Annotated in this window: 15 protein-coding genes and 3 tRNA genes; 11 read left to right on the forward strand and 7 right to left on the reverse strand. The window is 75.1% G+C overall.

What is annotated here, in order from left to right; genetic code table 11:
- Positions 1 to 84 precede the first annotated feature (84 nt).
- The 10 genes from E5225_RS02825 to purM all read left to right on the forward strand — a co-directional run bounded on the left by E5225_RS02825 (position 85) and on the right by purM (position 13,232).
- Positions 85 to 1,521, forward strand: a complete 1,437-nt coding sequence (locus E5225_RS02825) for a cellulase family glycosylhydrolase (RefSeq protein ID WP_208012501.1) — start codon at positions 85 to 87, stop codon at positions 1,519 to 1,521.
- 206 nt (positions 1,522 to 1,727) lie between these two features.
- Positions 1,728 to 4,130, forward strand: coding sequence for a phosphoribosylformylglycinamidine synthase subunit PurL (gene purL, locus E5225_RS02830; RefSeq protein ID WP_135972973.1), 2,403 nt, complete (start codon positions 1,728 to 1,730; stop codon positions 4,128 to 4,130).
- 205 nt (positions 4,131 to 4,335) lie between these two features.
- Complete coding sequence (locus tag E5225_RS02835; RefSeq protein WP_135972974.1) at positions 4,336 to 5,871, forward strand: RNB domain-containing ribonuclease; 1,536 nt, start codon at positions 4,336 to 4,338, stop codon at positions 5,869 to 5,871.
- Positions 5,868 to 6,692 (forward strand): M15 family metallopeptidase, encoded by an 825-nt coding sequence (locus tag E5225_RS02840; protein WP_135972975.1) that lies wholly within the window; start codon positions 5,868 to 5,870, stop codon positions 6,690 to 6,692. The genes E5225_RS02835 and E5225_RS02840 overlap by 4 nt, the downstream gene beginning before the upstream one ends.
- Positions 6,693 to 6,783: 91 nt before the next feature.
- Positions 6,784 to 7,830 (forward strand): ribosome small subunit-dependent GTPase A, encoded by a 1,047-nt coding sequence (gene rsgA / locus E5225_RS02845; RefSeq protein ID WP_135972976.1) that lies wholly within the window; start codon positions 6,784 to 6,786, stop codon positions 7,828 to 7,830.
- 251 nt (positions 7,831 to 8,081) lie between these two features.
- Positions 8,082 to 9,482 carry a glycoside hydrolase family 6 protein gene (locus tag E5225_RS02850; RefSeq protein WP_135972977.1) on the forward strand — a complete coding sequence of 467 codons (1,401 nt, stop codon included), beginning with the start codon at positions 8,082 to 8,084 and terminating at the stop codon, positions 9,480 to 9,482.
- A 111-nt stretch (positions 9,483 to 9,593) separates the two neighbouring features.
- Entirely contained in the window at positions 9,594 to 9,971 is a 378-nt protein-coding gene (locus E5225_RS02855; RefSeq protein ID WP_135972978.1) for a sterol carrier family protein, read from the forward strand.
- Positions 9,972 to 10,010: 39 nt separating this feature from the next.
- Positions 10,011 to 10,487: a histidine kinase gene (locus tag E5225_RS17700; RefSeq protein ID WP_208012502.1), complete on the forward strand. Its 477-nt coding sequence runs from the start codon at positions 10,011 to 10,013 to the stop codon at positions 10,485 to 10,487.
- Between the two features lie 76 nt (positions 10,488 to 10,563).
- Entirely contained in the window at positions 10,564 to 12,111 is a 1,548-nt protein-coding gene (gene purF, locus E5225_RS02865) for an amidophosphoribosyltransferase (protein ID WP_135972979.1), read from the forward strand.
- Positions 12,108 to 13,232: a phosphoribosylformylglycinamidine cyclo-ligase gene (gene purM, locus E5225_RS02870; protein ID WP_424945129.1), complete on the forward strand. Its 1,125-nt coding sequence runs from the start codon at positions 12,108 to 12,110 to the stop codon at positions 13,230 to 13,232. Before purF ends, purM begins: the two co-directional genes overlap by 4 nt.
- A 230-nt stretch (positions 13,233 to 13,462) precedes the next feature.
- On the opposite strand, the gene E5225_RS02875 is transcribed toward purM, so the two are convergent.
- Entirely contained in the window at positions 13,463 to 13,675 is a 213-nt protein-coding gene (locus E5225_RS02875; protein WP_135972980.1) for a DUF3073 domain-containing protein, read from the reverse strand.
- A 775-nt stretch (positions 13,676 to 14,450) separates the two neighbouring features.
- Here E5225_RS02875 and E5225_RS02880 point away from each other — a divergent pair.
- Entirely contained in the window at positions 14,451 to 14,660 is a 210-nt protein-coding gene (locus E5225_RS02880) for a BldC family transcriptional regulator (protein ID WP_135972981.1), read from the forward strand.
- Positions 14,661 to 14,974: 314 nt separating this feature from the next.
- Here the strand turns inward: E5225_RS02880 and E5225_RS02885 are convergent, their stop codons facing one another.
- From E5225_RS02885 to E5225_RS02905, 6 genes are all read right to left on the reverse strand, one after another.
- Positions 14,975 to 15,265, reverse strand: coding sequence for a DUF3618 domain-containing protein (locus E5225_RS02885; protein WP_135972982.1), 291 nt, complete (start codon positions 15,263 to 15,265; stop codon positions 14,975 to 14,977).
- Positions 15,262 to 15,696 carry a phage holin family protein gene (locus E5225_RS02890; protein WP_135972983.1) on the reverse strand — a complete coding sequence of 145 codons (435 nt, stop codon included), beginning with the start codon at positions 15,694 to 15,696 and terminating at the stop codon, positions 15,262 to 15,264. Before E5225_RS02890 ends, E5225_RS02885 begins: the two co-directional genes overlap by 4 nt.
- A gap of 129 nt (positions 15,697 to 15,825) precedes the next feature.
- Positions 15,826 to 15,975, reverse strand: a complete 150-nt coding sequence (locus tag E5225_RS17415; RefSeq protein WP_166435928.1) for a hypothetical protein — start codon at positions 15,973 to 15,975, stop codon at positions 15,826 to 15,828.
- Between the two features lie 237 nt (positions 15,976 to 16,212).
- Positions 16,213 to 16,285: transfer RNA gene (locus E5225_RS02895), tRNA-Phe, on the reverse strand.
- 39 nt (positions 16,286 to 16,324) lie between these two features.
- Positions 16,325 to 16,398: transfer RNA gene (locus E5225_RS02900), tRNA-Asp, on the reverse strand.
- Between the two features lie 56 nt (positions 16,399 to 16,454).
- Positions 16,455 to 16,527 (reverse strand) — tRNA-Glu (locus E5225_RS02905).

A 16,527-nucleotide genomic window follows, 5' to 3' on the forward strand; every position in this document is an offset into this window, starting at 1 on the left:
GCACCCTCGACTCCCGAGGCGGCGATCCGCTGCGCGAGCCCGCAGCGGAGCGGGACGCGGCGCCGCGCACACACGAGGAGACGCATGTCCCAGCGCACCAGGGCGGTCGCCCTGCTGGCCGCGGCACTGCTGGCGATGACGGGGATCGGTGCCGGCACCGCCACGTCCGCGCAGGCCGCAGCCGGCTGCAGGGTCGACTACGCCATCACGAACCAGTGGGGTGGCGGCTTCGGCGCCAACGTCACGATCACCAACGTCGGCGACCCGCTCACCGGCTGGACCGTCGGCTGGACGTTCGGCTCCGGCCAGCGGATCACGCAGGCGTGGAACGGCACGGCCACCCAGTCCGGCAGCACGGTCACCGTCAAGGACGCCGGCTGGAACGGCACGCTGCGCACCGGTGGCACCGCGAGCTTCGGCTTCAACGGCTCGTGGAGCGGCTCCAACCCCGTCCCGACGCAGTTCACCGTCAACGGCGTCGCCTGCACCGGCTCGGCCACGGCCACGCCGACCCCGACGCCCACGCGGACGCCGACCCCCACGCCCACCCCGACGCAGACGACGACCCCCCCGCCGCCCACCGGCACCACGCCCGTCGCGATCAACGGCCAGCTCCGCGTCTGCGGCGTCAACCTCTGCAACCAGTACGGCAACCCGATCCAGCTGCGCGGCATCAGCTCGCACGGCCTGCAGTGGTTCCCCGGCTGCTACAACACCGCCTCGCTGGACACGCTCGCGAACGACTGGAAGGCCGACGTCTTCCGCATCGCCATGTACGTCAACGAGGACGGCTACGTCACGAACCCGGCCGGGTTCACGTCCCGCGTCAACGGGCTCGTCGACGAGGCCGAGAAGCGCGGCATGTACGCCATCGTGGACTTCCACACCCTCACGCCCGGTGACCCGAACGTGAACCTCGAGAACGCCAAGACGTTCTTCCGCAACGTCGCCACGCGCAACGCCGCGAAGACGAACGTGATCTACGAGATCGCGAACGAGCCGAACGGCGTCTCGTGGGAGCAGATCCGCACCTACGCCAACCAGATCATCCCGATCATCCGCGCGGCGGACCCGGACGCGGTGATCCTGGTCGGCACGCGGGGCTGGTCCTCGCTCGGCGTCTCCAACGGCTCGACCTCCGCGGAGATCGTGGCCAACCCGCTGACGTTCTCCAACATCATGTACACGTTCCACTTCTACGCGGCGTCGCACCTCGACAACTACCGCGCGGAGGTCCGCAACGCCGCCGGCAAGATCCCGCTGTTCGTCTCCGAGTGGGGCACCACCAGCGCGACCGGCGGCGGCACGGTCGACCTCGCCAGCTCGACGGCGTGGCTCGACCTGCTCGACGAGCTCAAGATCAGCCACGTGAACTGGACGTACTCGGACGCGAACGAGAGCAGCGCCGCGTTCCGCCCGGGCACGTGCGCGGGCTCGAGCTACGGGACGTCGCAGCTGACGCAGTCCGGGCAGTTCGTCCGCAGCCGCATCATGACGGCGGACAACTTCCCGACGCGCTGACCGGCCCGGGCCGGCAGCACGTCACCGCCGCCCCGGTGGGCCCCGCGCCCGCCGGGGCGGCGGTGCGTGCGCGCCGCGCCCACGTGCCGGGACGGTGCGGTGGTCGGCCCACCCGGCGCCGGTACGCTGAGCGCGTCTGCCGACCCGCGGCGCGGGACCGGTGAGGGCGAGCCGCCCCCGGACCCGGGCCCCCACCGAGGGAACCGATGACCACCGCACCTGTGCGCCCCGCCGCCGCGCCCGCCCCGCAGCACGCGTCCGACACGGTCGAGAACGCCGCCGCGACCCCCGACCAGGCCCAGCCGTTCGCCGAGCTCGGCCTCAAGCCGGACGAGTACCAGCGCATCCGCGACATCCTCGGCCGGCGTCCCACGGCCGCCGAGCTCGCCATGTACTCCGTCATGTGGTCGGAGCACTGCTCGTACAAGTCGTCGAAGACGCACCTGCGCCAGTTCGGCGAGAAGACGACGCCGGCGATGCGGGAGCACCTGCTCGTCGGCATCGGCGAGAACGCCGGCGTCGTCGACATCGGCGACGGCTGGGCCGTCACGTTCAAGGTCGAGTCGCACAACCACCCGTCGTACGTCGAGCCGTACCAGGGCGCCGCGACGGGCGTCGGCGGCATCGTCCGCGACATCATCTCGATGGGCGCGCGGCCCGTCGCGGTCATGGACCAGCTGCGGTTCGGTGCGGTCGACCACCCCGACACGGCGCGCGTCGTGCACGGCGTCGTCTCCGGCGTCGGGGGGTACGGCAACAGCCTCGGCCTGCCGAACATCGGCGGCGAGCTCGTGTTCGACGCCTGCTACCAGGGCAACCCGCTCGTCAACGCGCTGTGCCTGGGCGTGCTGCGGCACGAGGACATCCACCTGGCCAACGCGTCGGGCGTCGGCAACAAGGTCGTCCTGTTCGGCGCGCGCACGGGCGGCGACGGCATCGGCGGGGCCTCGATCCTCGCGTCGGAGACGTTCGACGACACCAAGCCGAGCAAGCGCCCGAGCGTGCAGGTCGGCGACCCGTTCATGGAGAAGGTGCTCATCGAGTGCTGCCTCGAGCTGTACGCCGCCCGGGTGGTGGAGGGCATCCAGGACCTCGGCGCGGCCGGCATCTCGTGCGCGACGAGCGAGCTCGCCTCGAACGGTGACGGCGGCATGCACGTCGACCTCGAGAACGTGCTGCTGCGCGACCCGACGCTCACCGCCGGCGAGATCCTCATGTCGGAGTCGCAGGAGCGCATGATGGCCGTGGTCCGGCCGGAGAAGCTCGAGGAGTTCCTCGCGATCACGGGGAAGTGGGACGTCGAGACCGCCGTCATCGGCGAGGTCACCGGCACCGGCCGCCTGACGATCGACCACTTCGGGCAGCGCATCGTCGACGTCGACCCGAAGACCGTGGCGCACGAGGGGCCCGTCTACGACCGGCCGTACGCGCGCCCCGCGTGGCAGGACGCGCTCGTCGCCGACTCGCTCAGCACCCCCGAGGGGCAGCAGCGGTACGCGCGCCCGTCCACCCAGGCGGAGCTGCGCGAGACCGTGCTGCGCCTGCTCGGCTCGCCGAACCTCGCGTCCCCGGCGTGGGTCACCGACCAGTACGACCGGTTCGTGCAGGGCAACACCGCCCTCGCGCAGCCCGACGACGCGGGCGTGGTCCGCGTCGACGAGACGACGGGCCTCGGCGTCGCCCTGGCGACCGACGCGAACGGCCGGTTCGCCAAGCTCGACCCGTACACGGGTGCGCAGCTCGCGCTCGCGGAGGCGTACCGCAACGTCGCGACGTCGGGTGCCCGTCCGCTCGCCGTGACCGACTGCCTCAACTTCGGCAGCCCCGAGCACCCGGACTCGATGTGGCAGCTCGTCGAGGCGATCCGCGGCCTCGCCGACGCGTGCCGGACGCTCGAGGTGCCCGTCACCGGCGGCAACGTCTCGCTCTACAACGGCACGGGGGAGCCCGGTCAGCTCGACTCCTCGATCCACCCGACGCCGGTCGTCGGCGTGCTGGGCGTGCTCGACGACGTGGCCCACGCGGTCGCGTCGGGCTGGCGCGCACCCGGCCAGGCCGTCTACCTGCTCGGCACGACGCGCGGCGAGCTCGACGGGTCCGCGTGGGCCGACGTCGTGCACGACCACCTCGGCGGCACCCCGCCGCGCGTCGACCTCGACGCCGAGCGCCGGCTCGCGCAGGTGCTCGCCACGGCGGCCCGCGACGACCTGGTGGACGCGGCGCACGACCTGTCGGAGGGCGGCCTCGCGCAGGCCCTCGTGGAGTCGAGCCTGCGGTACGGCATGGGCGTGCAGGTCACCCTCGACGGCGTGTGCGCGCGCGACGGCGTCACGCCGTTCGAGGCGCTGTTCGCCGAGTCCACGGCACGCGCGCTCGTCGCCGTGCCGCGGTCGGAGGAGGTCCGCTTCGCCGACCTGTGCACCGCGCGCGGCGTGCCGGTGATCCGCCTGGGCGAGACCGCCGAGACGTGCGAGCCCGGCGCCGGCACGGTCGCGGGCGACCCCGAGCACGCGCACGAGGCCGCGGTCGAGATCGCGGGGCTGTTCACGCTGCCGCTGTCCGAGGGCCGTGAGGTCTGGGAGGGCACGCTGCCGCGCCTGTTCGGCTGACGCCGGCGTACGCGCGCAGGACCGCACCAGGGGTGGGCAGGGTCAGGTCGGTCACGAGGTCGTCCGGGTCAGGGCTGGTGGGCGGCGGCGGCGCGGGGACGGCGACATCGCCCCGCGACCGGCGCCCCCGCCCGACCGGCGCCCCCGCCCGACCGGCGCCCCCGCCCGACCGGCGCACCCGCCCGCCGCCACCTAGAGTCGGCGCGTGCCCGGCCGCCCCGTCCGTCTTGCCGCTGCGCCCGCCGACGCCGCCGAGGTCGCCGCGGGCCTGGAGTCCCTGCGTGCCGAGGTGGGGGTGGTCAGCGACTGGCCCGCCGACGCGCTCGCCGAGGCCGAGCACGCGGCCCGCACCGGCGCGGCACCGGGCGCCGAGGAGCGCGCGGAGCTGCACGCGCGCGCCGACCGCACCGACATCCCGTTCGTCACCGTCGACCCGGCCGGCTCCACGGACCTCGACCAGGCCGTGCACGTGGCGCCGCACGGTCGCGGCTGGCGCGTCCACTACGCGATCGCGGACGTCGCGTCGTTCGTGCGGCCCGGCGGCGCGCTGGACGCCGCGACGCAGGAGCGCGGCACCACGGTCTACGCGCCCGACGGTCGCGTGCCGCTGCACCCCGAGGTGCTCTCGGAGGGGGCGGCGAGCCTCCTGCCCGGGCAGGCGCGCCCCGCCGTGCTGTGGCGCGTCGACCTCGACGCCGACGGCGAGCCGGTGGACGTCCAGGTCGAGCGCGCCGTGGTCCGCAGCCGGGCGCAGCTGACGTACGAGGGCGTGCAGGAGGCGCTCGACGCCGGCACGGCCGACGACGTGCTCGCCGGCGTCCGGGCCGTCGGGCTGCTGCGCGAGGAGCGCGAGCGTGCCCGCGGCGGCGTCTCGCTCGACGTCCCGGAGCAGGAGGTCGTGCCCGACCCCGCCGGGGGCTGGTCGCTCCGGTTCCGCCGCACCCTGCCGGTCGAGGGGTGGAACGCCCAGATCTCCCTGCTCACGGGCGCCGTCGCGGCGCGCATCATGCTCGACGCCGGGGTCGGCGTGCTGCGCACCCTGCCGCCGGCGGACGCCCGCGACGTCGACCGGCTGCGCCGCACGGCCGCGGCCCTGGAGATCCCGTGGGACGCCGACGAGCCGTACGGCGACCTGCTGCCGCGCCTGGACTCGGCGGTCGACGGCCACGCCGCCTTCCTGCAGGAGGCGACGTCGCTCTTCCGTGGCGCCGCCTACGTCGCCTTCGGCGGCGCCGACGGCGCACCGGCACCCGCGGGCGAGGCGGCCGAGCACGCCGCGATCCGGCTGCCGTACGCGCACGTCACCGCGCCCCTGCGGCGCCTCGTGGACCGCTACGGCACGGAGGTCTGCCTCGCCGTGACGGCGGGACGGGAGGTGCCCGCGTGGGTGCGCGACGCCCTGCCCGGGCTGCCCGCGACCATGGCGGGCACCGGGCGGCGGGCGAGCGCGTTCGACCGCGGGGTGCTCGACCTGGTCGAGGCCGTCGTGCTCGCCCCGTCCGTGGGCCGCACGTTCGTCGGCGTGGTCGTCGACGCCGACGAGCCGCGGGACGGGGAGGCCCGGGGGCAGCTGCAGCTGCGCGAGCCGGCCGTGCGTGCGCGCGTGACGGGGGCGGCCCCCCTGCCCCTGGGCGACGCCGTCGAGGCGCGGCTGACCGAGGCGTCGGTGCCACACCGTCGGGTGGTGTTCGCGCTCGAACGTCCGGTTCGTCCCGAATCGCGCCTAGCATCGCGCGGGTGACCCCCTCGCGTGGACGCCTGACCGTCGTGGTGCTGGCCGCAGCGGCGGTGCTCGTGGTCGCCGGCGCGGTGCTGTGGCCGCGCGTGGACGACGCCCTGACGGTGGGCACGGCGCTCGGGCGCACGCACGAGCCCAAGCCGTGGGCTGCCGCGCTGTCGGCGCCGACGGTGCCCACCCGCGAGAGTGCGGGCACCGCCGCCCCGACGTCGGCGCCGACGCCGGCGTTCGACCTGGCCCAGCACTCGTCGTCCGACCCCGCGTCGCCGTGGGTCGTCGTCAACAAGCAGCACCCGCTGCCCGCGGACCACGTCCCGCCGGACATCGTGGAGGTCGAGGGCGTGCAGGTCCGCGGGCTGGCCGCGGCCGACCTGACGGCGATGCTGACGACCGCCCGCGCCGAGGGCGTCGCGCTGGGCGTGCGCAGCGGCTACCGGTCCTACGACGTGCAGGCGGCGGCGCGCGCCGACATCGAGGCACGCCGGGGCTTCGCGCACGCCGAGCGCTACAGCGCGCGGCCCGGGCACTCGGAGCACCAGACGGGCCTGGCCGTCGACGTGGTCAGCGGCTCCACCCCGTCCTGCGACCTGCAGACGTGCTTCGCGACCACGCCCGAGGGCACGTGGGTCGCCGCGCGCGCCGGCGAGTTCGGCTTCGTCGTGCGGTACACCGAGCAGAACACCGACGTCACGGGTTACGCGCCGGAGGGCTGGCACCTGCGCTGGGTCGGCCGTGAGCTCACGGCGTGGCTGGCGGCCAACGGCACGCCGTCGCTCGAGGAGGCGCTCGGCGTCACCGGGGGACCGGAGTACGTGGGCGGCTGACGGCCCCGTCCCGGTTCGCCCGGCAGGTGCCCGTCGCGCCGGCGGAAAATGCGCGTGCCGCGTCGTCCGCGGCGCGCCTACCGTCGCCGGCATGACCTCCGCGGAGCCGCCGGCCCGACCGGCCCGCGTGACCGGCCCGTGCCGCGTCGTGCGCGCCGACCGCGGCGCGCTCCTCGTCGTCCCCGCGGACGACCTCGGCGCCGCCCCGGTGCGCGTCGGGCTCGACCGGGACGGGCTCGTCCCGCTGGACGCGTCGCGCGTGCCGCCGACCGTGGGGGACCTCGTCGAGGTCGAGCAGCCGGACGACCGGACGCCCGCCCACGTCGCCCGGCTGCACCCGCGGCGCACGGCGCTCGTCCGCGACTCCGCGGGCCGCACGTCCCTCCCGCAGGTCCTCGCGGCGAACGTCGACGTGGTCCTGGTCGTCGAGCACCTCGACCCCGACCCGGACCTCGGTCGGGTCGAGCGGCTCCTGACGCTCGCGTGGCGGTCCGGCGCGACGCCGGTCGTGGTCCTGACGAAGGCCGACCTGGTGCCCGACCCCGCGGGGATGGCCGCCGACGTGGCGGGTGTGGCGCTCGGCGTCGACGTCCACGCGGTGGGCGTGCCGACGGGGTACGGCCTCGAGCCGCTGCGGGCGCTCCTGGGCCCGGGCGTCGCGCTCGTCGCCGTCGGGCCGTCGGGGGCCGGCAAGTCGACGCTGGTGAACGCGCTCGCGGGCCGCGAGGTGATGGCCACGGGGGAGCGCCGCGGGGACGGCCGGGGCCGGCACACGACGACGCACCGCGAGCTGGTCCCGCTCGCGGGCGGCGCGGTGCTCGTCGACACCCCCGGCATCCGTGGCGTCGGCCTCGTCGCCGACGCGGACGCCCTCGACGCGACGTTCGCCGACGTGGCGGCGCTCGCGGCGCGCTGCCGCTTCCGCGACTGCGCGCACCGGGCCGAGCCGGGGTGCGCGGTCCGGGAGGCGCTCGAGAGCGGTGCGCTCGACGCCCGCCGCTACGACAGCTGGCGGCGCCTCGCCAAGGAGGCCGCGTGGCAGGCCCGGCGCTCCGACGCGCGGCTCGCCGCGGAGGAGCGGGCGCGCTGGCGGCGTGCCACGCGGGAGTACCACCGCGACGTCCGCACGCGTCCCTGACGGGCGGCACCGGCGTCCGACCCGTCCGGAGGTCGCGCCGCCGGGTCCCGGCGGCCGCGGGAAGCGCTTCGATGTCGCGGGCTTCGTGACAAAACGATTAGGGAACCGCCGTGCGCTCGCCCCGGCGGAGGTTCGTCGGGTTTGCTCAGGGCGATCGCGCGAGGCGCCGACGTCATCGACGACGGCCGCTCCCCGCGCCACCGGTGCCCGCGCCTCGCGCGGAGCTCACCCTCCCGACCCGAGGAGCGCACATGTCCCCCCGCACGACGACGGTGACGTCCGTCCGCCGGAAGGTGGCCGCCGCGGTCGCCGCCGCCGCGGTCGTCACCGCGGGCCTCACGGCCCTGACCAGCACCGCCGCCCAGGCCGCACCCGGCTGCCGCGTCTCCTACGCCGTCAGCAGCCAGTGGCCCGGCGGCTTCGGCGCCAACGTCACCGTGACCAACCTCGGCGACCCCCTGACGAGCTGGGACCTGCGCTGGACGCTCGCGTCCGGGCAGCAGATCGGCCAGCTCTGGAACGGCGCGCTGACGACCTCCGGCTCGCAGGTCTCGGTGCGCAACATCGGCTGGAACGGCTCGGTGCCCACCAACGGCACCGTTACGTTCGGCTTCAACGGGTCGTGGTCGGGGAGCAACCCCGTGCCGTCGCAGTTCACGCTGAACGGCACCGTCTGCACCGGCACGGTCGGTACGCCGCCCGCCACGCCCACGGCCACGCCGACCCCCACGCGGACGTCGACCCCGACGCCGACCCCCACGCGGACGCCGACGCCGACCCCCACGCCGACGACGACGCCGCCGCCCGTGACGTCCGGCTCGCTCTACGTCGACACGGCCAACCAGTCCTACCGCGCGTGGCAGGCCGCGTCGGGCGCGGACAAGGCGCTGCTCGAGAAGATCGCCCTGACGCCGCAGGCGTACTGGGTGGGCAACTGGTCCGACGCGTCGGTCGCGCAGGCGGAGCTGCGCGACTACACGGGCCGGGCGCTCGCGGCCGGCAAGACGGCGACGATCGTCTTCTACGCCATCCCGGGCCGTGACTGCGGCTCGCACTCGGGCGGCGGCGTCGCCGAGTCCGAGTACGCCCGCTGGGTCGACCAGGTCGCCCAGGGCATCCAGGGCCGCCCGATCCTCATCCTCGAGCCGGACGCCCTCGCCCAGCTCGGCGACTGCGCCGGCCAGGGCGACCGCATCGGCTTCCTCAAGTACGCGGCTCGCGCGCTGACCCAGGCGGGTGCGCGCGTCTACATCGACGCCGGGCACTCGGCGTGGCTGACGGCCGCCGAGGCCGCCCGCCGCCTCCAGCTCGTCGGCTTCGAGCACGCGGTCGGCTTCGCGCTGAACACGTCGAACTACCGCACGACCGCGGAGTCCATCGCGTACGGCCAGGAGATCTCCCGCCTGACCGGCGGCAGGACGTTCGTGATCGACACCTCGCGCAACGGCAACGGCTCGAACGGCGAGTGGTGCAACCCGCGCGGGCGGGCGCTCGGTGAGCGACCCACCACGAGCACCGGCGTGGCCGGCCTCGACGCGCTGCTCTGGGTGAAGCTGCCCGGCGAGTCGGACGGCGCCTGCAACGGCGGCCCGGCCGCGGGTCAGTGGTGGCAGGAGATGGCCCTCGAGCTCGCCCGCAACGCGCGCTGGTGAGCTGACGCCGGCTCGCCGGCACCCGACGAGGCCGCGGACGTCCCCGACGTCCGCGGCCTCGTCGCGTCGGTCCCGACGGTCGGGCCCCGGGGCGTGCGGCAGGATCGGCCCATGCCACCGCGCCGCCGCACCGACCCCGCCGACGGGCGGGCCGCGCTCGCCGCCTGGCGGGCCGACCCGGAGGCGGCCACCGTCCGGGACCGCCGCACCGCCGTGCGGTTCACGCTCGAGGAGCTGGCCGACGTGGCGCCCGGCAACTCGGTCGAGGTCCGCGTGCCCCCGGACGGCGCGGTGCAGGCCGTCGAGGGCCCGCGGCACACCCGCGGCACCCCGCCGAACGTCGTCGAGACCGACCCGGCCACGTGGCTCGCCCTCGCGACCGGCCGCACGACGTGGCACGAGGCGGTGGCCGCCGGCCGCGTGCACGCGTCGGGGGAGCGGGCGGACCTGTCGGTGCTCCTGCCCCTGCAGGCGGCCCGCGAGCGCTGACGACCGGCCGTCGCGCGGCCCCTCGCCTACGATCGACGTGTGCCCGAGCCCCACGCCGACGACGACCGGCCCACCCCCGACCGCCCCGCGGGCCTGCCCGCGGACGCCGTCGACGGCGGCGCCGGGGCCCCGGCGGACCCGCGCCCCGTCGCGGACCCCTCCGGTGCCACGGCGTCCGCTGCGGCACCGGCCACGGACGGCCCACCCGCCCCGGCCGTCCCGTCGGAGGAGGAGCTCGAGCGCGTCGCCACGCCCGCGACGGTCCGCCGCGCCCCGCGGTACGGCGCCTTCCTGGTGACGGGTGCGCTGGTCGGGGCCGTCCTCGGGCTCGTCCTCGCGGCGGTGCTCGCGCCCGACGGCGCGGCGGCGGGCGGCGACGGCGGGGTGCTGCCGTTCCTCGGCGGCGAGAACGCCGTGCGCGCGTTCTGCGCGGTGGCCGGCGCGTTCCTCGGCGTGCTCGTCGGGGGCCTGCTCGCGGTGCTCGCGGACCGGCGCAGCACGCGCCGGCAGCGCTGACCGGGCAGCCGACCCGCGTCCCCCCGTACGGCGACCGGGCAGGGCCTGGCAGCGTGAGGTGTGCCACCATGGTCGCGTGGCCCCCCGCGCAGACGGACGTCTGAACCACGACCTCCTTCCCGGCGAGAAAGGCCCGCAGGACGCCTGCGGCGTCTTCGGCGTCTGGGCTCCCGGCGAAGAGGTCGCCAAGCTCACCTACTTCGGGCTCTACGCGCTGCAGCACCGCGGGCAGGAGTCGGCGGGCATCGCGACCTCGAACGGCCGGCAGCTGCTCGTCTACAAGGACATGGGCCTCGTCTCCCAGGTCTTCGACGAGACGGCGCTGAACGCCCTGCAGGGGCACATCGCCATCGGGCACGCGCGCTACTCCACGACCGGCCGGTCCACCTGGGAGAACGCGCAGCCGACGCTCGGCGCCACGGCAGCCGGCACGGTCGCCCTCGGGCACAACGGCAACCTCACGAACTCGGCGGAGCTGGTCCAGCTCGTCGAGGAGCGGTACGGGCCGCAGCGCCGCGGTGAGCTCGCCCGCGGCAACACCACCGACACCGCGCTCATCACCGCGCTGCTCGCGGGCGACCCCGACCACACGCTCGAGGCCACGGCGCTCGAGGTGCTGCCGCGCCTGCGCGGCGCGTTCTGCCTCGTCTTCATGGACGAGCGCACGCTGTACGCCGCGCGTGACCCGCAGGGCGTGCGCCCGCTCGTGCTCGGGCGGCTGGAGCGCGGGTGGGTCGTCGCGTCGGAGACGTCGGCGCTCGACATCGTCGGCGCCTCGTTCGTGCGGGAGGTCGAGCCCGGCGAGTTCATCGCGATCGACGCGGACGGCCTGCGCTCGCAGCGGTTCGCCCCGGTCGACCGCGCCGGGTGCGTCTTCGAGTACGTCTACCTGGCGCGCCCCGACACGTCGATCAAGGGCCGCTCGGTGCACGCCGCGCGGGTGGCGATGGGCCGCCGCCTGGCGCAGGAGCACCCGGTCGAGGCCGACCTCGTCATCCCGGTGCCCGAGTCGGGCACGCCCGCGGCGGTCGGCTACGCCGCCGAGTCCGGCATCCCGTTCGGGCAGGGCCTGACCAAGAACGCGTACGTGGGGCGCACGTTCATCCAGCCGTCGCAGACCCTGCGCCAGCTCGGCATCCGGCTCAAGCTCAACCCGCTGCGCGACGTCATCCGCGGCAAGCGCCTCGTCGTCGTGGACGACTCGATCGTCCGCGGCAACACGCAGCGCGCCCTCGTGCGGATGCTGCGCGAGGCGGGTGCGGCCGAGGTGCACGTGCGCATCAGCTCGCCCCCGGTGAAGTGGCCGTGCTTCTACGGCATCGACTTCGCCTCGCGCGCCGAGCTCATCGCCAACGGGCTCTCGCCGGAGGAGATCGGGTCGTCCCTCGGGGCCGACTCCCTCGGCTACATCTCGGAGGCGGGCATGGTCGCCGCGACGGAGCAGCCCGCGACGCAGCTGTGCACGGCGTGCTTCAGCGGCCGCTACCCGATCGAGCTGCCGTCGGGCGAGGAGCTCGGCAAGCACCTGCTCGAGCAGAACCAGCTGCCCCTCGGCGCGCCCGAGGACGGCCTGCTGTCGATCGTCCCCACGGCCGGTGGCGCGAGCGCGCTGGAGCACCCGTGAGCGCCGTGACGCAGCCCGTGACGTACGCGTCGGCGGGCGTCGACACGCACGCGGGCGACAGGGCCGTCGAGCTCATGAAGGACGCCGTGCGCGCGACCCACGGGCCGCAGGTGCTCGGCGGGGTAGGCGGGTTCGCCGGCCTGTTCGACGCGAGCGCGCTGACGGCGTACCGGCGGCCGCTGCTGGCGACCTCGACCGACGGGGTCGGCACGAAGGTCGCCATCGCGCAGGCGCTCGACGTGCACGACACGATCGGCTTCGACCTGGTCGGCATGGTCGTCGACGACATCGTCGTGGTGGGCGCGAAGCCGCTGTTCATGACCGACTACATCGCGTGCGGGCGCGTCGTGCCCGAGCGGATCGCGGACGTGGTGCGCGGCATCGCGGCGGCGTGCTCCGTCGCGGGGACGGCCCTGGTCGGCGGCGAGACCGCCGAGCACCCGGGACTGCTAGGCCCCGACGAGTACGACGTGGCCGGTGCGGCGACGGGCGTCGTCGAGGCCGACGGGCTGCTCGGCCCGGACCGGGTCCGAGCCGGCGACGTGCTCGTCGCGCTCGGGTCCTCGGGGCTGCACTCCAACGGCTACTCGCTGGTGCGCCGCGTCATCCAGGTCGCCGGGTGGGGCCTCGAGCGGCACGTCGACACCCTCGGCCGGACGCTGGGCGAGGAGCTGCTCGAGCCCACGCGCGTCTACGCCGCCGACTGCCTCGCGCTGGTCGACGCGTTCGGCGCCGATCAGGTGCACGCGTTCAGTCACGTGACGGGTGGCGGACTCGCCGCGAACGTCGCGCGCGTGCTGCCGCCCGGACTGGTCGCCGACGTCGACCGCGCGGCGTGGGAGCTCCCGCCGGTGTTCGGCCTCGTGCAGCAGCTGGGCCGGGTGCCGTGGGGCGACCTGGAGGGGACCCTGAACCTCGGCGTCGGCATGGTCGCCATCGTCGCGCCGGACGTCGCGGAGGACGTGCAGCGGGCCGCTCGCGACCGTGGCGTGCCCGCGTGGGTGCTGGGCGCCGTGCGTCCGCCGACGGACGACGACGCGGCGTCACCGGACGTGGTGGCGGGCACCAAGGGCGTGCAGGGCGGCGCCGTGCGCATGCGCGGGGCCTACCGGGCCGGCTGACGGGCTGCGGGCGCCCGTCGCGCCGAGCGGGCACGGGTGACGAGGCCCGGACCCCGCCCGGGCGCCCCGGGCGTCACGGCGGCGGCAGGACGGCAGCCCGCCCTGCCTGCCGCGGTGGTGCGGCGGGCGGGACGGGCCACCGACGGCGCCAGGACGGCGACGACGTGAGGAGTGACGCGATCATCGAGCCGCGTCACCGCGTACGAGATCGGGGCGGTGTGCCGAGCGCGTCAGCGCTCGTCGTCACCCGGGGACCAGGGGTCCCAGCTCCTGGGGTCGTCGTCGTCCGTGCTGACCGCGCTGCGGCGGCTGTCCGTGACGACATCGTTTCGGCTACGCGACGAGAGCTCCTGCTCGAGGGCCCTGTAGTTGGTGTCCGGGCTGAAGTACTTCAGCTCCCGGGCCACCTTCGTCTGCTTTGCCTTCTGACGGCCGCGCCCCATGGCATCGACCCCCTCTAACGTGGAAGCGGGGCGGCTCCGTGCTGACACGAGCGGCCCCGGGGTGCTGTTGAGTCTCTTCGTGTGGCAACGGTACATGGTCGCGATCCATTCCGACCACCGGCGCGCCCTTCGCGGGCGCCGTGGGCGCCGGGGGTCCTGCTGTCGCGTCCCGGCCGCCCGCACCGGGGCCCGGCGTCGGCACCGCGGGCGCGGCCGGTCGCGGCGTGTCCACCGACGCTGCGGAGCCGGAGCGTCGGGCCGAGCGACCTGCGGGCCGCCGGGCGGAGGCACGGGGGCGCCTGGGTGCTGCGTCCCACGTACTGATACGCATGAGTAACGGAGATGCCTCCGAGTGGGTGAAACGTGAGTGACGTGCGTCGCCTGATCGGCTGAACGCCGCAGATCGGTGAGCTCTCCGGCCCGCCCGAACGCTGTCCGAGGCGCATCTGCGCTGATCAGAGGGTTGAAGCCCGGGTCACACGGCGGGTTGGCGGGGCCCGCCGGGCCCCGCGCTACGCCCTCGGCGGAAAGGAAGCCACTCAGGTTGGCTGTCCGGATTGGGCAGGTTTACGCTGGATCACACGGCGCCCGACGGGACGCCGGAGGGAGGTCGGACGTGCGACGCCGGCCACGCGAGGCGCCACCTCGCTGTGTCCAGGACTGCCGCATGTGTCAGATTCGTCCATGCTAAAAGGAGCACGCGGCGCCGCGAGCTCACCACGGTCAGTCAGCGGAAGAAGCCCGTCGCCTGCCCGAACCGACAGAGGAGGAATCCATGTCCGCTCACTCGCCAGAGTCGGAGACTTTGCTCACGCCCTCGGAGGTCGCCACCCTCTTCCGGGTCGACCCGAAGACGGTGACCCGGTGGGCCAAGTCCGGGAAGCTCTCGTCCATCCGGACGCTCGGCGGTCACCGCCGCTATCGGGAGTCCGAGGTCCGGGACCTGCTCAACGGCGTCCCGCAGCCCCGGCAGACCGCGTCCTGACCCCGTCCGCGACCGTCGCCGAGGTCGGGGCACGCGCACCGCGGGGGAGTGCGTGGGCCGACGGAACGGGTGACGGCCGTCCGGACGGGTCGGCGACGCGGCGCGGCGGTCACGCCGCGGACGAGCAGTGAGCCGCGAAGGCCGCGTCGGCACCAGCCGACGCGGCCTTCGCCTGCGCCGGCCAGGCGCCGGGCGCGACGAGACCTCCGGCCCGAGCCCGGTGCCCGAGGGCCCGGCTCGACCCGGAGGTCTCTCGTCTGTCGACGACGGTCCTTCGACGACGCCCCTGGACGGGCCCGTCGTGCTCAGGACGCCTAGCGCGTCACCTTGCGCACGATGCCGGCCACGACGAGCGCCGCCACGCCCCCGGCGACGGCGAAGATCTTGCGCGCCCGCGACCGGTCCTCCGGCAGGGCGGCGGCGTCGGTTGCGTCGAACACCAGGCGCTTGCCGTCGGCGACCAGCTTGTCCTTCTGCACGCGCGGGTCCAGGCGCTCGGCGAGCGCGTCGACCGTGGACGCCAGCTGGCCGCGGCTGACGACCACCTCGGCCTCCAGCTCGGTGATCTTCGGCGTCGTGATCCTCGTCGCCTCGTCCTCGCTCATCCTCCGAACCCCTTCTTCACGGCGTCGACGTCCTCGTGCACGTTCTCCTTGGCCCGCTCGGGCGTGGGCGGCATGCCCTTCTGCAGACGCTTGACGCCCAGCAGGGCGAGCACGCCGGTCACGACCAGCAGCACCACGGTCACGATGAGCGCGGCGAGCCAGGCGTCGACGACGTTCGCGAGCGCGATGATGATCGTCGCGAGCAGCGTGCCGAACGCGTAGAGGCCGAGCACGCCCGCGGCGGCGAGAAGGCCCGCACCGATGCCGGCCTGCTTGGCCTTGGCGGCCATCTCGGCCTTGGCGAGGTCGATCTCCGCGCGGACGAGGCGCGACGCCTGCTCGCTGAGGTCGCTGACCAGCTGGCCGAGGGACCGGTGGTCCTGGGGTGCGTCGGGGCGTGTGTCGCTCGCCCACCCGGAGTGCGTGACCATCTCCACGACCTTCCTGCGATGTGCCCGCGCGGGGCGGGTCCCGGAGTGCTCAGTCTGCCGGTGCAGCCGCCGTCGCGCGAGGTCAGGGACCCGCAGACGTCGGGGGAGGGTCGTCGCCCCTGCGGGTGGTCAGTCGATCCAGGGGTGGACGAGGTCGCCGGCGGGGTGCGTCACCGCCGGCACCGGGATGACCGGCCCCGTGAGCCCCGGGGTGCCGGGCTGGGGGCGCGGGTCGAGCGGACGCGGCTGGGGACGGTCGGTGGTCGTCGTCATCGTCACGGGACGGTCCTTCGTGCAGGGATCGGTCGGTACGACCCACGCTACGAGCGTCCCCGTGCACGGAGCCGGGACGTGAGTCCCGATCGGGACACGCCGGGCGCTGCTCGACCCGGACGGGGAGCGGAGGGAGGCGAGAGCCGGCGCTGCACGGTCCCGGACGCACCGACGGCCCTGGACACACCGACGGCCCTGGACGCACTGACGGCCCCGGCGGGCGTCCCGCGGGGCCGTCTGAGGTGGCTCCGACCGGCGTCGATCCGGTGACCTTTCGATTTTCAGTCGAACGCTCTACCAACTGAGCTACAGAGCCTCGCAGCGAGAGCGCCGGTCCGAAGACCGGCCCTCGCAGCGACCCCGACGGGACTTGAACCCGCGACCTCCGCCGTGACAGGGCGGCGCGCTAACCAACTGCGCTACGGGGCCTTGAAGCGGCCGTGACCGCTCAAAACCTACTGCTGATCCTGCTCTCGCAGGGTCCGTACCCCCAACGGGATTCGAACCCGTGCTACCGCCGTGAAAGGGCGGGGTCCTAGGCCGCTAGACGATGAGGGC

The organism is Cellulomonas shaoxiangyii, assembly GCF_004798685.1.
In the GTDB taxonomy this organism is placed as follows: domain Bacteria; phylum Actinomycetota; class Actinomycetes; order Actinomycetales; family Cellulomonadaceae; genus Cellulomonas; species Cellulomonas shaoxiangyii.

Bases quoted from the DNA above. Each gene is read 5' to 3' on its own strand.
- E5225_RS02880 (WP_135972981.1), top strand. From the start codon at position 14,451: ATGTCCGCTCACTCGCCAGAGTCGGAGACTTTGCTCACGCCCTCGGAG.
- E5225_RS02825 (WP_208012501.1), top strand. From the start codon at position 85: ATGTCCCAGCGCACCAGGGCGGTCGCCCTGCTGGCCGCGGCACTGCTG.
- E5225_RS02850 (WP_135972977.1), top strand. From the start codon at position 8,082: ATGTCCCCCCGCACGACGACGGTGACGTCCGTCCGCCGGAAGGTGGCC.
- purL (WP_135972973.1), top strand. From the start codon at position 1,728: ATGACCACCGCACCTGTGCGCCCCGCCGCCGCGCCCGCCCCGCAGCAC.
- rsgA (WP_135972976.1), top strand. From the start codon at position 6,784: ATGACCTCCGCGGAGCCGCCGGCCCGACCGGCCCGCGTGACCGGCCCG.
- E5225_RS02890 (WP_135972983.1), bottom strand. From the start codon at position 15,696: ATGGTCACGCACTCCGGGTGGGCGAGCGACACACGCCCCGACGCACCC.
- E5225_RS02855 (WP_135972978.1), top strand. From the start codon at position 9,594: ATGCCACCGCGCCGCCGCACCGACCCCGCCGACGGGCGGGCCGCGCTC.
- E5225_RS02885 (WP_135972982.1), bottom strand. From the start codon at position 15,265: ATGAGCGAGGACGAGGCGACGAGGATCACGACGCCGAAGATCACCGAG.
- E5225_RS02875 (WP_135972980.1), bottom strand. From the start codon at position 13,675: ATGGGGCGCGGCCGTCAGAAGGCAAAGCAGACGAAGGTGGCCCGGGAG.